A 15,100-nucleotide genomic window follows, 5' to 3' on the forward strand; every position below is an offset into this window, starting at 1 on the left:
CCGGGCCCGCCGGTGCGGCCCGGGTCAGCGCTCGACGATCTCACCGTCGCTCAGCTCCAGCACCCGGTCGGCCAGATCGAGCAGGGTGCTGTCGTGCGTGGCGACCAGCGCGGTGACGTTCTCGCTGCGTACGACGGCGCGCAGCAGCTGCATCACCTCGTGCCCGGTCTCCGCGTCGAGCTGCCCCGTCGGCTCGTCGGCGATCAGCAGGGCGGGCTCGTTGGCGAGGGCGCGGGCGATCGCGACCCGCTGCTGCTGGCCGCCGGACAGCTCGCCCGGGCGCTGCGCGGCGTGGCCGGCGAGCCCGACGAGCCCGAGCAGCAGTCCGACGCGTTCCTCCCGCTCGCGCGGCGGGATCCGGCGCAGCCGCATCGGCACGCCGACGTTCTCGGCGGCCGTGAGGATGGGGATGAGCCCGAAGGACTGGAAGACGAAGCCGATGCGGTCCCGGCGCAGCGCGAGCAGCCCGTCCTCGCCGAGGCGCGACAGGTCGGACCCGTCGACCTCGACGCGTCCGCGGTCCGGCTCGTCGAGCCCGCCGACGATGTTCAGCAGGGTGGTCTTGCCGGATCCGGAGCGCCCCTTGAGGGCGACGAGCTCGCCGCGCGGGACCTCGAACGAGACCCCGCGCAGGGCGTGCACGGCGGCCGCTCCGTGCCCGTGGGACTTGTGGACGTCCTCGACCCGCACCATGGTCCCGGTGGCGACCTGGCTCATGTTCCCTCCCCGGTGGTCCCCCGTGGACCGGGCGCCAGTATCACCAGGGCGCCCGGTCCGTTCAACGGTCCAGTCTTCCACCGCGTGGATCCGCACGGCGGGCGGGACCGCCGGCCGGCGGCTCAGGCGGGATCGTCCCCGTGCGTGCGGGTCTCCCAGGCGGCGAACAGGTTGTTGCTGCCGGCGGGGCGGTTCTGCTCGGTCAGCGCCTGGGTGTTGGTCATGGCGACGCCCAGCCGGTTGTGCAGGGCGTTGTAGCCGACCTCGGTGACCGGGCCGAGCCCGCGGTTGACGGAGCCGCCGCACAGCCGGCTGGGGACGGCGGCGCCCAGCTCGTACCCGGCCTGGAACCCGAGCGCCTGCCGCAGCCGCTCGCCGACGTCGGTGCCGTACAGGTCCTGGCCCTGGATGCGGCTGGTCTCGGCGATGTGGGAGATGGCGGAGATGCCGTATCCGGTGTGCGTGACGTCGCGGCAGGTGTCCTGGGTGAGGCCGGTGACGAAGGTGGACTGACCCTGCCAGTGGGCGACGATGGGGGGGGTCGCGCGCGGCCGTGGGGCGGGACGCCGTTCACCTGCCGGGCCCGGACGTGACGAAGGGCCGCATCCCCGCGGGGTGCGGCCCTTGCGTGTGCCGGTCAGCGGACCTCGGTGATCTCCGGTCCGCGCTGCAGCTGACCCATGCCGCCCGCGAAGCGGGACTGGCCCTCGTCCTGCTGGACGCCCTCCGGCACCATCTGGGCGTCGTTCGGCAGCTTCAGGACGATCGGGTCGCGGGGCGCCATCGGCCCCTCGCCGCGGACCACGACGGTGTCCCGGAAGATCTGCTCGAGCAGTCCGGCCGCCTGCGGCTGCACCGCGCCCTGCCCGGAGATCACCCCGCGCAGGAACCAGCGCGGGCCGTCCACGCCGACGAACCGGACGACCTGGAAGCCGCCGGTGCCGTCCGGCAGCTGAACGGGCACCTGGGCCCGCAGCTCCCAGCCCAGCGGGCCCTCCACCTCGTCGACGATGCCGCCCTGCTGGGTGATCCCGGAGGCGATCTCCTCGCGGACCTCGCCCCAGATGCCCTCGCGCTTGGGCGCGGCGAAGGCCTGCAGCTGGATGGCGCTGTCGCGCAGCACGACCGTCGCCGCCACGATCGCGTCACCGGCGACCTCCACCCGCAGCTCCATGCCGTCGACGCCCGGCACGAACAGACCGCCCAGGTCCACGCGGCCCTCGGCCGGGTCGCGCACCTCGGAGCTGTCCCAGGGCCCGTCGGGCCGCGGCTCGGGCTCGAGCCTCACGCGCTCGCGCTCGCCCTCGTCGTCCGCCTCGGTGTCGACACTGTCGACGACCTGCTCGGCCTCGCCGGCCGCGCCCTCGGCGGCACCCTTCTTCTTGCGACGTCCGAACACGTCACTGTCCTTCCCGGTCGGATACGACCGAAGCGTATCGATACCCACCCGCCTCGCCGCCCACGGCGGCCTGACCGCTGGTGCCGCCCTTGCCGTCCACCGCGGCGTGGCCGCCGGTGGACCCGAAGCCGCCCTCGGCCCGCGCGGAGCCGGGAAGCTCCGCGACCTCCTGGAAGCGGACCCTCTCGACCTGCTGGACGACCAGTTGGGCGATCCGGTCGAAGCGCTCGAACCGCACGGACTCGCGCGGGTCGAGATTCACCACGATCACCTTGATCTCCCCACGGTACCCGGCATCAACCGTCCCCGGGGCATTCACGAGGGCGACACCGCACCGCGCGGCAAGCCCGGAGCGGGGATGCACGAAGGCCGCGTACCCCTCCGGCAGCGCCACCGACACCCCCGTGGGCAGTACGGCCCGTTCACCGGGTCCCAGTTCGCAGGCCCGCGTGGTGCGCAGGTCCGCCCCCGCGTCGCCGGGATGGGCATACGTCGGAAGCGGCACCTCCGGATCGACGCGCCGGATCAGCACGTCCACCGGGTCGCGGCTCACGGGTTCACCTCGAAGGCGCGGGCCCGCCGGACCTGGTCCGGGTCGCTCATCGCGGCCTGGATCTCCTCCTCGCGGCCGTGGTCGACGAAGTGGTCGACCTTGACCTCGATGAACAGGGCCTCGGCGCGGACCGCGACGGGCCCGTCCGGACCGCCGACGCGGCCGGTGGCCCGCGAGTAGATCTTCCGCCCGGCCACCGCGGTGACCTCGGCCTCCAGGTACAGCGTCGTACCGACCGGGACCGGCCGCACGAAGTCGGTCTCCAGCCGTCCGGTCACGGCGATCGTCCGCAGCAGCCAGTTCAGCGAGCCGAGGGTCTCGTCCAGGGCGGTCGCGAGCACTCCCCCGTGCGCGAGGCCGGGCGCTCCCTGGTGGGCGGGCTGCACGGTGAACTCGGCGGTGATGCCGACGCCGTCGCCGGCCCGGGCCTGCAGGTGCAGTCCGTGCGGCTGCTCTCCGCCGCAGCCGAAACACCGGTCGTAGTGCGCGCCGAGGAGTTCGCCGGGAGCGGGGGCGTCGGGATGCCGCACGGGCCGCGCGGCGTCGGCGGGGGGCTGAAGAGCCGGGGAGGTACCACTCACAGCCGCAGACCTTACCCGTCCGGCGCTCCCGGGCCGCCGCCCCGCCCGGCGCCGGCGGCCCTGACCGGGGTGGCCCGCCCCCACCGTGCCAAGCTTGGCTCCATGCAGCTCTCCGCCCCTCCGTACGAAGAACGCCTCACCGCGCCCCGCTCCTGGTGGGTGATCAGCTTCCTGACCGGCGTCGCCTGCGCCCTCATCGTGCTGCCCTTCGGCACCCTGCCGATGCTCGGCGGCCTGGTCGGCGGCACCGCGGTCGCGGCCGTCGCCGCGAGTTCGTACGGTTCGGTCCGTATCCGGGTCGTCGGCGGCTCCCTGATCGCGGGCGAGGCGAAGATCCCGGTCACCGCGCTCGGCGAGGCGGAGGTGCTGGACGCGGAGGAGGCCCGCGCCTGGCGCACCTACAAGGCGGACACCCGCGCCTTCCTCCTGCTGCGCGCGTACATCCCCCGGGCGCTGCGCGTGCAGGTCACCGACCCGGACGATCCCACGCCCTATCTGTACCTGTCGACGCGGAACCCCGAGGGCCTGGCGGAAGCCCTGGAGAAGGCACGCGCGGCCGCCGTGTGAACGGCTGACCGGGCGCGCGTCCCGGCTGGGGTACGGGACCCGAGGCTGCTCATGGCTCGGGCTGCGGCTGCGGCCCCGTTCCGGGCTTCGGCTGCCGTCCGGACTCCGGCGCCGGTCACGGCTCGGGCTCCGCTCCGAGCGGCTGCGCCCCACGGGCTCCGGGGCGCGCGGGACCGGCCGCGGTCTGGGGCGGGGCGGGCGAGATCCGCTGCGGTCGGGAGCAGGGCGGGCCGGACCGGCTGTGGTCGCCCGCTCAGGAGCGGGACGTGCGGGACCGGCTGCGGTCAGGAGCGGGGCGGGTCGGCCGCCGACCAGAAGCGGGGCAGGTGCGGTCGGCCGCCGGTCAGAGGCGGGGCCGGTGCGGTCGGCCGCCGGTCAGAGGCGGGGCCGGTGGGGCGGGCGAGGTCCGGCCGCCGGTCAGGTGCCGGGCGCAGGGGTGTCACCCAGGTCCAGCGCGTCCGCCGGCCGCTCCAGGGGCGAGAGCTCGGGCAGCGCCTCCCAGGGCACCCGCACCTTGCGGAGATCGTCTCGGATGCGCGCCGCGAGTTTCCTGGTCTCCCGCCGGTTCATGATCGCGCCGACGGCCGCGCCCACCATGAACGGCAGCAGGTTCGGCACGTCGCGCACGGTCCGCTTCATGATCTGCCGGCGCAGCCGGCGTCTCATCCCGCCGCCCAGCGCCGTGCTGATCGTCGACGGCCTGAGCACGTCGATCCCGCGCTCCCCCGACCACGAGGACAGATACGCGGTGCTGCGGTCCTTCAGCTTTCCGGGGGGCCGCACCCCGTACACCTCGTGGAGTTCGGCGATCAGCTTCAGCTCGATCGCAGCGACCGAGATGATCTCGGCGGCCAGTTCGGCGGGCATCGCGGGCGGCACGGGCAGCATCGCCGCCGCCCCGACCCCGGCACCGACCGTCGACGTCGCCTTCGACGCGCCCGCCACCAGCTTGTCCGCGAGCTGCTCGGGGCCCAGGCCCGGGAACTGCCGGCGGAGCGTCGCCAGGTCGCGCACGGGCACGCGGGGGGCGATCTCGATGATGCGCTCGGTGACGTACGTCAGTCCCGCACGGCCGCGGGCGCCCCTGCGGGCCGCCTCCCGGACCCTGTCGCGGATCTCCGCGGACCTGCCCGTCCGGTGGGCGGGCGCGGGATCCGGTGGGGGTGCCGCACCCTCACCGCGCCCGGACACGGATGCGAGCGAGGCCGGTCCTGCCGTACCGGACGTGCCGGATGGACGGGACCGGCCTCGCTCGTCGTCACGCGCGCCGTGGGAGCCGTCGGACGGCTCCGGGTCCGCCTTCCCGCGGGAAGAGCGGCGCTTCCAGGGAGGGGTCGAGCCGGTCACGGCCGACCCTCCCTCAGTCGCAGTCGCGGCAGATCGGCTGGCCGTTCTTCTCCCTGGCCAGCTGGCTGCGGTGGTGCACCAGGAAGCAGCTCATGCATGTGAACTCGTCCTGCTGCTTGGGCAGTACCCGGACGGCCAGCTCCTCGTTGGAGAGGTCGGCGCCGGGAAGCTCCAGGCCTTCGGCGGCCTCGAACTCGTCGACGTCCACGGCGGAGGTCGACTTGTCGTTCCGCCGGGCCTTCAGCTCTTCAAGGCTGTCCGAGTCGACGTCGTCGTCGGTCTTGCGTGGGGTGTCGTAGTCGGTTGCCATGTCGCTCTCCCCCTCTGGGTGTCTGCGGTGTCTCCAGCGCACGTAACGCGTGAGAGGCCGGACTTGTGCCCGACCCGAGGCGGAGATTTTGCCTCACATCAAGGTCTGTTACTCAATCGACACCCAACCGGACCCCTCAAGAGTGATCGGCTTGGATGGCGATGGGGACCGTACACGGTCCGGATGCCGTACTTCAAAGCGGCCCCACCGTGTACTTCCCGTGATGGGTACCCCTGAAAACCAGGAGTTTCCCGGCTTTCCGACCCCTCACATGATCACTGAGAGTGGATGGCCGGAAAACCGCTCATGTGATCGATCACACAGGGCGGAGCGTGTCGCGCGCCCGGAAAATTCCGCGCAGGGCGGAAACCGCCGGGTGTCGCGGCTGGACCTCAGAGGGGCAGGGTGACCCGCATCACCAGGCCGCCGCCCTCGCGCGGCAGCGCCGAGATGTGGCCTCCGTGCGCCCGCGCGACGGAGCGGGCGATGGACAGGCCGAGGCCCACTCCCTTGTCGCTGCCCGTGCGCTCGGTCCGCAGCCGGCGGAAGGGCTCGAAGAGGTTGTCGATCTCGTACGCCGGCACGATCGGCCCGGTGTTCGTGACGGTCAGCACCGCCTGGCCGTGCTGGACCTGGGTGGCGACCTCGACCCAGCCGCCGCCCTCCTCGCCGCCCATGTTGTACCGCACGGCGTTCTGCACCAGGTTCAGCGCGATCCGCTCCAGCAGCACGCCGTTGCCCTGGACGACCGCGGGTTTGCACTCGCCGCGGATCTCGACGCCCTTGGCCTCGGCCTCGGCGTGCACCTGGTCGATCGCCTGCGTGGCGACCTCGGCGAGGTCCACCGGCTTGCGCTCGACGATCTGGTTCTCGCTGCGGGCCAGCAGCAGCAGCCCCTCCACGAGCTGCTCGCTGCGCTCGTTGGTGGCCAGCAGCGTCTTGCCGAGCTGCTGCAGCTCCACGGGCGCGTGCGGATCGGACAGGTGCACCTCGAGGAGCGTGCGGTTGATCGCGAGCGGCGTGCGCAGCTCGTGCGAGGCGTTGCCGACGAAGCGCTGCTGCGCCGTGAAGGCCCGCTGCAGCCGCTCCAGCATCTCGTCGAAGGTGTCCGCCAGCTCCTTGAGCTCGTCGTCCGGGCCGTCCAGCTCGATCCGGCGGGACAGGTCCGAGCCGGCCACGGCGCGGGCGGTGCGGGTGATGCGGCCGAGCGGGGACAGCACCCGCCCGGCCATGGCGTAGCCGAAGGCGAACGCGATCACGGCGAGGCCCAGCAGGGCCAGCAGCGAGCGGCTGAGCAGGCTGTCCAGAGCGTGCTGGCGCTGCTCGTTCACGCACTGGTTCATCGCGTGGTTCAGCTCGGTCGCGGTCGTCTCGGCCGGGAAGTTGCAGGTGTCGCTGGTGACCCGACCGGAGATGATCTTGAAGGGCAGCTCGCTGCCCACGTTGAGCGCGTTCGCGGCGAGCAGGTAGATGATCGACAGCAGCAGGATGCCGGCGATCAGGAACATGCCGCCGTACAGCAGCGTCAGCCGTATCCGGATGGTCGGGCGCAGCCACGGGAAGGGCGGCTCCGGCCTTCTGGGGTCCCAGGTGGGCTTCGGGGGCGCCTGGACGGGCGCGGGTGTGGCGGCCACGGCGGATCAGATCCGGTAGCCGGAGCCGGGCACGGTGACGATGACGGGGGGCTCACCGAGCTTGCGGCGCAGGGTCATCACGGTGACGCGCACGACGTTGGTGAACGGGTCGGTGTTCTCGTCCCAGGCCTTCTCCAGGAGCTGCTCGGCCGAGACGACGGCACCCTCGCTGCGCATCAGTACCTCCAGGACGGCGAACTCCTTCGGCGCAAGCTGGACCTCCCGGCCGTCGCGGAAGACCTCGCGGCGGTTGGGGTCGAGCTTGATGCCGGCCCGCTCCAGGACGGGCGGCAGGGGCACGCTGGTGCGCCGGCCGAGGGCGCGCACGCGGGCGATCAGCTCGCTGAACGCGAACGGCTTCGGCAGGTAGTCGTCGGCGCCGATCTCCAGGCCCTCGACACGGTCGCTGACGTCGCCCGAGGCGGTGAGCATCAGCACGCGGGTGGGCATGCCCAGCTCGACGATCTTGCGGCAGACGTCGTCGCCGTGCACGAGCGGGAGGTCGCGGTCGAGGACGACCACGTCGTAGTCGTTGACGCCGATGCGCTCCAGGGCGGCCGCACCGTCGTACACGACGTCGACGGCCATGGCCTCCCGGCGCAGTCCGGTGGCCACCGCATCGGCGAGCAGCTGCTCGTCCTCGACGACGAGTACGCGCACGTCGCTTGTCCTTCCTCTGTCCACCCGCGTAGCGCCGCTCGGGCGCGCGCGGGCAGGGGTCTTCCTGGGTGTGTGCCTCCATCCTGCCCTTTTCGGCCATAAGTCGGCTGTAAGCCGGGGAGGCGGCCGCCGCGGGACGGGTGCGACGCGGGGGAAGCGCCGGGAAATGCCGAATTTTCTCGGGCGGCCGAGGTTTCCCCGGCATGCGGCGTGGGGAGGACGGCTTTACACCCCGCGATCACGCTCTGCATGTGCCGTACCACCATGCGGCACGCCGCGTTCCGCTTTGCCGCAGAGTGGGCGTGGGTGTCCGGCACCGCCGCCGCCCGGCCTGGGCAGCGCTGGGCACCCATGGGAGACGTGATCGCCCCTTCCGCAGGCACACCCCCGTGCCACCGACCCACCCGACCCAGGACGAGGGGGCGCAGCATGGACGCATTCACCGCAGGACTTCTGCAGCGCATAAAGGCGACCGAGTCCGATCTCACCCGGGCACGTGACGAGGGCGACGACTTCCTCGTCGACGTGGAGCTGGCGGAGCTCGACGACCTGCGCCGCCTCGCCGCCGAACACGGTGTCGAAGTCGGCGTGTTCGGCGTCTGATCCACCAGCGCACAGCGGCGGGACCCCGGCGAATCCAGCGCCGGGGTCCCGCCGTGTGTGCGCCCGGGCACGAGCCCGGCGTCAGCCGGACGTGTGCCCGTCGGACGTCCGGCGCCCCACCCGCCCCCGTCGCGCATCGCGCGGGTGGCCGTCCCGCGCCCCACCCGCCCCCGTCGCGCATCGCGCGGGTGTCAGTCGTGCCAGGCGCCCAGGTCCTCCAGGAGGGCCTGGAGCGGTTCGAAGACGCCCGGGGTACCCGCGACCGTCAGGTCGCGCGACGGACGCTCCCCCGGGCGCCCGCCGGTCAGGACGCCCGCCTCCCGCGCGATCAGGTCGCCCGCCGCGTAGTCCCAGGGGTGCAGGCCGCGCTCGTAGTAGCCGTCCAGCCGGCCCGCCGCCACGTCGCACAGGTCGACCGCGGCCGAACCGCTGCGCCTGATGTCGCGCACCCGCGGGATCAGCCGCCGGGCCACCTCCGCCTGGTGCGCGCGCACCTCGGCCACGTAGTTGAACCCGGTCGAGACCAGGGCCTGGTCCAGCGGCGGGGCCGGACGGCAGGCCAGCTTGCGCTCGCCCGCCCAGGCGCCGGTGGCCCACGCCCCGCGGCCGCGCACCGCGTGGAACGTCTCCGAGCGCATCGGCACGGCCACCACGCCGACGACGGTCTCGCCGTCCTGCTCGGCCGCGACGGACACGGCCCAGGTCGGCAGGCCGTACAGGTAGTTCACCGTGCCGTCGAGCGGGTCGACCACCCAGCGGATCCCGCTGGTGCCCTCCGTGGCGGCGCCCTCCTCGCCGAGCAGGCCGTCGTCGGGACGGCGGCTCGCGATCAGATCGGTGATCAGCTTCTCGGCCGCGATGTCCATCTCGGTGACGACGTCGATCGGGCTGGACTTGGTGGCGGCCACCGCGAGGTCGGCCGGGCGGCCGGTGCGCAGCAGGTCCCCGGCGCGGCGGGCCGCCTCCCGGGCGAGTTCGAGCAGTTCGGCGGTCAGGGCGTCGATCACGGGGCTCCTCACGCGTAGGGGCTGTCGGCCCCGGCGGCGGCCGGGCGGGGGGTGCGTGCCGGGCAGCAGCCCACCGGGCAGACGTCGTGGCTCGGGCCCAGGGCGCCCAGGGCACAGGGCGTGACCCGCTGCCCGCGCTCGGCGGCGGCGCGCTCCAGCACGAGGTCGCGGATGGCGGCGGCGAACCGCGGGTCGGCGCCGACGGTGGCCGAGCGGCGCACCGGCAGGCCCAGCTCCTCCGCCTTGGCGCCGGCCTCGGTGTCGAGGTCGTACAGGACCTCCATGTGGTCCGAGACGAAGCCGATGGGGGCCATCACGACGGCCGGCACCCCGGCCGCGTGCCGCTCCTGGAGGTGGTCGCAGATGTCGGGCTCCAGCCAGGGGATGTGCGGGGCGCCGGAGCGGGACTGGTACACCAGCTGCCAGGGGTGGTCGACGCCGGTGCGCTCGCGGACGGCGTCGGCGACGAGCCGTGCCACGTCCAGGTGCTGCCGTACGTAGGCGCCGCCGTCGCCGTGGCCCTCGACCGGGCCGGAGGTGTCCGCGGCCGAGAGCGGGATCGAGTGGGTGGTGAAGGCGATGTGCGCGCCGTCGCGGACGTCCTCGGGCAGGCCGGCCAGGGACTCGATCACCCCGTCGACCATGGGCTCGACGAAACCCGGGTGGTTGAAGTAGTGGCGCAGCTTGTCGACCTGCGGCAGGTCCAGGCCCTCGGCCTCCAGGGCGGCGAGCGCGTCGGCGAGGTTCTCGCGGTACTGCCGGCAGCCCGAGTAGGACGCGTAGGCGCTCGTGGCCAGGACCAGGATGCGGCGGCGGCCGTCGCGGACCATCTCGCGCAGCGTGTCCGTCAGGTACGGCGCCCAGTTGCGGTTGCCCCAGTAGACCGGCAGGTCCAGGCCGTGGCCGGCGAAGTCCTTGCGGAGGGCGTCCAGCAGGGCGCGGTTCTGGGCGTTGATCGGGCTGACCCCGCCGAACAGGAAGTAGTGCTGCCCGACCTCCTTCAGTCGTTCCTTGGGGATGCCGCGTCCGCGCGTCACGTTCTCCAGGAACGGGACCACGTCGTCGGGCCCCTCGGGGCCGCCGAACGAGAGCAGGAGCAGGGCGTCGTAGGGGCTGGCATCGAGCGCGTCTGGCATGTCTCGATCCTGCCACCCGGCACGGACAGCCGGGAAACGGCGGGGTGTCGGGCCCGCGGCCCCCCGCCTTTTTCACCGGTGCGCCGCAGGCCGTCCCGCCCGTAAGCTGTGTCAGCCATCTTCACGCCTTACGAGCCCTCTGCGTCCCGCGCGCGATCCGTCGTGCCCGCGGGACGGGACCCACCGGAGACCCCGTGCCCAGCCCCTACCGCGCCCTGTTCGCCGCCCCCGGCTCCCTGGCCTTCTCCGCCGCGGGGTTCCTCGGCCGGATGCCGCTGTCGATGATGGGCATCGGGGTGGTCACGATGATCTCCCGGCTCACCGGGCGCTACGGGCTGGCGGGCGCGCTGTCGGCCACCATCGCGCTGGCCGCCGCGGTGATCGGCCCGCAGATATCCCGGCTGGTGGACCGGCACGGGCAGAGCCGGGTGCTGCGGCCGGCGACGGCCGTCGCGCTCACCGCGGCGGCCGGGCTGCTGCTGGCCGTCCGCCTGGGGTGGCCGGACTGGACGCTGTTCGTCTGCGCCGCCGGCATCGGCTCCGTGCCGAGCCTGGGCGCGATGGTCCGGGCCCGCTGGGCGGCCGTCTACCACGGCACTCCCCAGCTGCACACCGCGCACTCGTTCGAGTCCGTGGTCGACGAGGCGTGCTTCATCATCGGGCCGATCATCTCGATCGGCCTGTCCACGGCCTGGTTCCCGGAGGCGGGGCCGCTGCTGGCCGCCTGCTTCCTCGCCGTGGGCGTCGGCTGGCTGACCACGCAGCGCGCCACCGAGCCCGCGCCGCACCCGCGCGAGCAGCACGGCGGCGGTTCCGCCCTGCGCTCGCGGGGCCTGCAGGTGCTGGTGACCACCTTCGCGGCGACCGGGGCGATCTTCGGGGCGGTCGACGTGGTCACCGTGGCCTTCGCCGACGAGCGGGGGCACCAGGGCGCCGCGAGCGTCGTGCTCGCCCTGTACGCGGCCGGATCCTGCCTGGCGGGGGTCGTGTTCGGGCTGCTGCGGCCGGTGGGCGCGCCCGCGCGCCGCTGGCTGCTGGGCGTGTGTGCGATGGCCGTGAGTATGATCCCCCTCCTACTGGTCGGAAGCCTGCCGTTTCTGGCCGTGGCGCTGTTCGTTGCGGGGCTGTCCGTCGCGCCCACGATGGTGACGACGATGTCCCTCATCGAAGAGCACGTACCACGCGCGTACCTGACCGAGGGCATGACCTGGGTGAGCACCGGGCTCGCGGTCGGCGTGGCGCTCGGCTCCTCCGTGGCCGGCTGGGTGATCGACGCCGCCGGCGCCCGGGCCGGGTACGGGGTTCCGGCGGTGTCCGGGGCCGTCGCGGTCGCGGTCGGTTTCCTCGGGTACCGCCGGCTCAGCAGGCCGGCCGCGGGTCGGGGAGGCTCCGTTGGGCAGCACGGCGAGCGCGAGGAACGGCACGTGGCGTAACTGGGGCGGCAACGTCGTCGCGCGGCCCGCGCGGGAGGTCAGGCCCGCCTCGGTCGACGAACTGCGCGCCGCCGTGCGCAGGGCCGCGGAGGACGGCCTGAGGGTAAAGCCGGTGGGGACGGGGCACTCCTTCACGTCGATCGCCGCGACGGACGGTGTGCTGATCCGCCCCGACCTGCTGACCGGGATACGCCGGATCGACCGCGCCGCCATGACGGTCACGGTCGAGGCCGGCACCCCGCTCAGGCGGCTCAACGTCGCCCTGGCGCGCGAGGGGCTGTCGCTGGCCAACATGGGCGACATCATGGAGCAGACGGTGTCCGGCGCGACCGGCACCGGCACGCACGGCACGGGCCGCGAGTCGGCGTCGATCGCCGCGCAGATCAAGGGCCTGGAGCTGGTGACGGCGGACGGCTCGGTGCTCACCTGCTCCGAGGAGGAGAACGGCGACGTCTTCGCGGCCGCCCGCATCGGACTGGGCGCGCTGGGCGTCGTCACGGCCATCACGTTCTCGGTGGAGCCGCTCTTCCTGCTCACGGCGCGCGAGGAGCCGATGCCCCTCGACCGGGTCCTCGCCGAGTTCGACCAACTGTGGGCGGAGAACGAGCACTTCGAGTTCTACTGGTTCCCGCACACCGGCAACACCAACACCAAGCGCAACAACCGCAGCTCCGGACCCGAGCGGCCGGTGGGGCGGCTGGCCGGCTGGTTCCAGGACGAGTTCCTCTCCAACGGCGTGTTCCAGGCGGCCAACTGGGCCGGCCGCGCGGTGCCCGCCGTCGTCCCGGCCATCGCCCACGTCTCCAGCCGCGCCCTGTCCGCCCGCACGTACACCGACATCCCCTACAAGGTGTTCACCTCCCCGCGCCGGGTGCGCTTCGTGGAGATGGAGTACGCGGTGCCGCGCGCCGCCCTGGCCGAGACGCTGCGCGAACTCAGGGCGCTGGTCGACCGGTCGGGCCTGCGGGTGAGCTTCCCGGTCGAGGTGCGCACCGCGCCGGCCGACGACATCACCCTGTCCACGGCCTCCGGCCGCGAGAGCGCCTACGTCGCCGTCCACATGTTCCGGGGCACCCCGTACCAGCGGTACTTCACCGCCGCCGAGCGCCTCTTCACCGCCCACGGGGGCCGGCCGCACTGGGGCAAGCTGCACACGCGGGACGCGGAGTACCTCGAAGGGGTGTATCCACGCTTCGGCGAGTTCACCGCGCTGCGCGACCGCCTCGACCCGGACCGGCGCTTCCAGAACGACTACCTGCGCCGGGTGCTGGGGGCGTAGCGGGCGTCCCGGAGGCGGGCATCCGGGACCTTTCCGGACCCCCGCGCCGTTTACGCCTTTTCATGAACGTACCTGGTCGGCCCGCCACTTCACCGGCCCACCCGGGCAACCGGCCCCCGTCCGGGCGAAACCGTCACTTCCGTTTCCTGGGGGTACGTGAAGTACGCCACCGTCACGGTCGATAAAAGCGGCCATGGGTGGCCAAGTCCCGCCCCTCGCGGGAACTTCGGCGGCGCGCCAATCCACGCAGGTGGCCCGAATGGAGTACTCTGGCGAGCCCTGGGTACGGTCTCCCACCAGGGCGTCCGGACCTCGCCGGACCCGCCGGGAGGGAGCTGGTTGCACAGGGTGACGCAGTTGGTCACTTAGCGTTGTGAACAGGTAACCGTGCCATAACGGCGGTCCGGGGCCCGCGCCCGACACGCCGGGCAACTCGGCAAGGTTGTGGCAGGCTGCACCCGGGCAGGCCACACTCGACTAGCGGAAGCAGCGACGCACGTGACGTCGGCAGGCACCACCCGGGAGGTCCCCATGCCCGAACTGCGTGTCGTGGCCGTCTCCAATGACGGCACACGGCTGGTGCTGAAGGCTGCGGACAGCACGGAGTACACGCTTCCGATCGACGAACGGCTCCGCGCCGCCGTGCGCGGCGACCGTCCCCGCCTCGGCCAGATCGAGATCGAGGTGGAGAGCCATCTCCGCCCCCGCGACATCCAGGCGCGCATACGAGCCGGCGCCACCGCGGAAGAAGTCGCCCAGCTCGCCGGCATCCCCGTCGACCGGGTGCGGCGCTTCGAGGGCCCGGTCCTGGCCGAGCGTGCCTTCATGGCCGAGCGGGCCCGCAAGACGCCCGTGCGCCGCCCCGGTGAGAACTCCGGCCCCCTGCTCGGCGAGGCCGTGCAGGAGCGGCTGCTGCTGCGCGGCGTCGACAAGGACACCGTCCAGTGGGACTCCTGGCGCCGCGACGACGGCACGTGGGAGGTCCTGCTGGTCTACCGCGTCGCGGCCGAACCGCACTCGGCGAGCTGGACGTACGACCCGCCCCGGCGGCTCGTGCAGGCCGTCGACGACGAGGCGCGCGCCCTGATCGGCGAGTCCGACGACCTCGGCACGCCGGAGCCCAGCTTCCCGTTCGTGCCGCGCATCGCCCGGCTGCCGCGCGAGCGGTCCTTCGACCGGGACCGGCCGGCCGTGCCCGCCCAGGCACCCGAGCCGGCCGAGGAGAGCACGGGCGAACGGGACTCGCTGACCAGCCTGCTCGAGGCGGTGCCCAGCTTCCGGGGCGACATGGTGGTGCCGGAGCGGGTGTCCGAGCCGGACGAGGAACCCGACGACGAGGCGGTCGCGGAGGAGCCCCCGGCGCCCGCGGCCTCCGCCGGTTCCGCCTACGCGGACGTCCTCATGCCGCGCTCCGTCGGCAGCCACCGCGACCGACTCATCGGGGCCACCGACCGCCAGGCCGAGGCGGACGGCGTCCGCCCGGGCCGCCGGGCGGCGGTCCCGAGCTGGGACGAGATCGTCTTCGGCACACGCCGCAAGAAGCAGGAGTAGCCCGGCCGCCGGGCCGTACGAGCGGAATGCACCCGGCCGCCGGGCCGTACGAGCAGCAGGGCCGCCCTCGTCGGGGGCGGCCCTCCGCGCGTGGGCGCGGGCCGGCCGCGCGGAGCCCGCACCGGGGACCGGCCGGCCAGTGCAGGCCGGGGCCCGCGGGCGAACGACACCGGGGCGAGCACCCGCGCGCACGGTCAGGGCCCACGGCAGCGGCACCCTGCGGGCCGCCGCACCTACGCACGCCGGCCTGCGCCGTCGGCAGCACGCCGGCCTACGCGATCCCCGTCGTCCGGTCGACCAGCGGCAGCAGGACGCATGCCACG

The 15,100-nt window shown here is 73.6% G+C and carries 15 protein-coding genes and 1 pseudogene; 5 read left to right on the plus strand and 11 right to left on the minus strand.

Annotation, left to right across the window (positions count from 1 at the left end; translation table 11 throughout):
- Positions 1 to 24: 24 nt before the first annotated feature.
- The 5 genes and pseudogenes from ABZ920_RS10205 to ABZ920_RS10225 all read right to left on the minus strand — a co-directional run bounded on the left by ABZ920_RS10205 (position 25) and on the right by ABZ920_RS10225 (position 3,250).
- Positions 25 to 717, minus strand: a complete 693-nt coding sequence (locus tag ABZ920_RS10205) for an ABC transporter ATP-binding protein (protein WP_361501171.1) — start codon at positions 715 to 717, stop codon at positions 25 to 27.
- A 122-nt stretch (positions 718 to 839) separates the two neighbouring features.
- Positions 840 to 1,250: pseudogene (locus ABZ920_RS10210) on the minus strand (hypothetical protein); the annotation flags it as partial.
- A 104-nt stretch (positions 1,251 to 1,354) separates the two neighbouring features.
- Positions 1,355 to 2,116: a DUF3710 domain-containing protein gene (locus ABZ920_RS10215; RefSeq protein WP_361501174.1), complete on the minus strand. Its 762-nt coding sequence runs from the start codon at positions 2,114 to 2,116 to the stop codon at positions 1,355 to 1,357.
- 1 nt (position 2,117) lies between these two features.
- Positions 2,118 to 2,669: a dUTP diphosphatase gene (gene dut, locus ABZ920_RS10220; protein WP_361501177.1), complete on the minus strand. Its 552-nt coding sequence runs from the start codon at positions 2,667 to 2,669 to the stop codon at positions 2,118 to 2,120.
- Positions 2,666 to 3,250 (minus strand): PaaI family thioesterase, encoded by a 585-nt coding sequence (locus tag ABZ920_RS10225; RefSeq protein WP_361501180.1) that lies wholly within the window; start codon positions 3,248 to 3,250, stop codon positions 2,666 to 2,668. Before ABZ920_RS10225 ends, dut begins: the two co-directional genes overlap by 4 nt.
- 102 nt (positions 3,251 to 3,352) lie before the next feature.
- Between ABZ920_RS10225 and ABZ920_RS10230 the strand changes: the two genes are divergently transcribed.
- Entirely contained in the window at positions 3,353 to 3,817 is a 465-nt protein-coding gene (locus tag ABZ920_RS10230) for a DUF3093 domain-containing protein (RefSeq protein ID WP_361501183.1), read from the plus strand.
- A gap of 417 nt (positions 3,818 to 4,234) precedes the next feature.
- Here ABZ920_RS10230 and ABZ920_RS10235 read toward each other — a convergent pair whose 3' ends face one another.
- From ABZ920_RS10235 to ABZ920_RS10250, 4 genes are all read right to left on the minus strand, one after another.
- Positions 4,235 to 5,164, minus strand: coding sequence for a hypothetical protein (locus tag ABZ920_RS10235; RefSeq protein ID WP_361501186.1), 930 nt, complete (start codon positions 5,162 to 5,164; stop codon positions 4,235 to 4,237).
- Between the two features lie 13 nt (positions 5,165 to 5,177).
- Complete coding sequence (locus ABZ920_RS10240; RefSeq protein ID WP_005481602.1) at positions 5,178 to 5,474, minus strand: DUF4193 domain-containing protein; 297 nt, start codon at positions 5,472 to 5,474, stop codon at positions 5,178 to 5,180.
- A gap of 392 nt (positions 5,475 to 5,866) precedes the next feature.
- The gene (locus tag ABZ920_RS10245) at positions 5,867 to 7,108 is read right to left on the minus strand and encodes a HAMP domain-containing sensor histidine kinase (protein ID WP_361501189.1); all 1,242 of its coding nucleotides are present in this window, start codon (positions 7,106 to 7,108) and stop codon (positions 5,867 to 5,869) included.
- Positions 7,109 to 7,114: 6 nt separating this feature from the next.
- Positions 7,115 to 7,768, minus strand: coding sequence for a response regulator transcription factor (locus ABZ920_RS10250; RefSeq protein ID WP_010353034.1), 654 nt, complete (start codon positions 7,766 to 7,768; stop codon positions 7,115 to 7,117).
- A 429-nt stretch (positions 7,769 to 8,197) separates the two neighbouring features.
- Here ABZ920_RS10250 and ABZ920_RS10255 point away from each other — a divergent pair, with 429 nt between their 5' ends.
- Positions 8,198 to 8,371: a hypothetical protein gene (locus tag ABZ920_RS10255; protein WP_361501192.1), complete on the plus strand. Its 174-nt coding sequence runs from the start codon at positions 8,198 to 8,200 to the stop codon at positions 8,369 to 8,371.
- Between the two features lie 191 nt (positions 8,372 to 8,562).
- Here ABZ920_RS10255 and ABZ920_RS10260 read toward each other — a convergent pair whose 3' ends face one another.
- The gene (locus ABZ920_RS10260; RefSeq protein ID WP_361501195.1) at positions 8,563 to 9,378 is read right to left on the minus strand and encodes an inositol monophosphatase family protein; all 816 of its coding nucleotides are present in this window, start codon (positions 9,376 to 9,378) and stop codon (positions 8,563 to 8,565) included.
- An 8-nt stretch (positions 9,379 to 9,386) separates the two neighbouring features.
- Complete coding sequence (locus ABZ920_RS10265) at positions 9,387 to 10,514, minus strand: ferrochelatase (protein ID WP_361501198.1); 1,128 nt, start codon at positions 10,512 to 10,514, stop codon at positions 9,387 to 9,389.
- Between the two features lie 194 nt (positions 10,515 to 10,708).
- On the opposite strand from ABZ920_RS10265, the gene ABZ920_RS10270 reads away from it, so the two are divergent.
- The 3 genes from ABZ920_RS10270 (at position 10,709) to sepH (ending at position 14,777) form a co-directional block, all read left to right on the plus strand.
- Complete coding sequence (locus ABZ920_RS10270; RefSeq protein ID WP_361501201.1) at positions 10,709 to 11,947, plus strand: MFS transporter; 1,239 nt, start codon at positions 10,709 to 10,711, stop codon at positions 11,945 to 11,947.
- The gene (locus tag ABZ920_RS10275) at positions 11,907 to 13,226 is read left to right on the plus strand and encodes a D-arabinono-1,4-lactone oxidase (RefSeq protein WP_361501204.1); all 1,320 of its coding nucleotides are present in this window, start codon (positions 11,907 to 11,909) and stop codon (positions 13,224 to 13,226) included. The genes ABZ920_RS10270 and ABZ920_RS10275 overlap by 41 nt, the downstream gene beginning before the upstream one ends.
- 531 nt (positions 13,227 to 13,757) lie before the next feature.
- The gene (sepH, locus tag ABZ920_RS10280; RefSeq protein WP_361501207.1) at positions 13,758 to 14,777 is read left to right on the plus strand and encodes a septation protein SepH; all 1,020 of its coding nucleotides are present in this window, start codon (positions 13,758 to 13,760) and stop codon (positions 14,775 to 14,777) included.
- Positions 14,778 to 15,100: the final 323 nt, after the last annotated feature.

Origin of the sequence: Streptomyces sp. NPDC046831 (genome assembly GCF_040645305.1) — a bacterium.
Lineage (GTDB): Bacteria > Actinomycetota > Actinomycetes > Streptomycetales > Streptomycetaceae > Streptomyces.

What these genes read in the sequence shown, in the direction of transcription:
- ABZ920_RS10205 (WP_361501171.1), bottom strand. Translation starts at nt 717, where the DNA reads ATGAGCCAGGTCGCCACCGGGACCATGGTGCGGGTCGAGGACGTCCAC.
- ABZ920_RS10230 (WP_361501183.1), top strand. Translation starts at nt 3,353, where the DNA reads ATGCAGCTCTCCGCCCCTCCGTACGAAGAACGCCTCACCGCGCCCCGC.
- sepH (WP_361501207.1), top strand. Translation starts at nt 13,758, where the DNA reads ATGCCCGAACTGCGTGTCGTGGCCGTCTCCAATGACGGCACACGGCTG.
- ABZ920_RS10255 (WP_361501192.1), top strand. Translation starts at nt 8,198, where the DNA reads ATGGACGCATTCACCGCAGGACTTCTGCAGCGCATAAAGGCGACCGAG.
- ABZ920_RS10240 (WP_005481602.1), bottom strand. Translation starts at nt 5,474, where the DNA reads ATGGCAACCGACTACGACACCCCACGCAAGACCGACGACGACGTCGAC.
- ABZ920_RS10265 (WP_361501198.1), bottom strand. Translation starts at nt 10,514, where the DNA reads ATGCCAGACGCGCTCGATGCCAGCCCCTACGACGCCCTGCTCCTGCTC.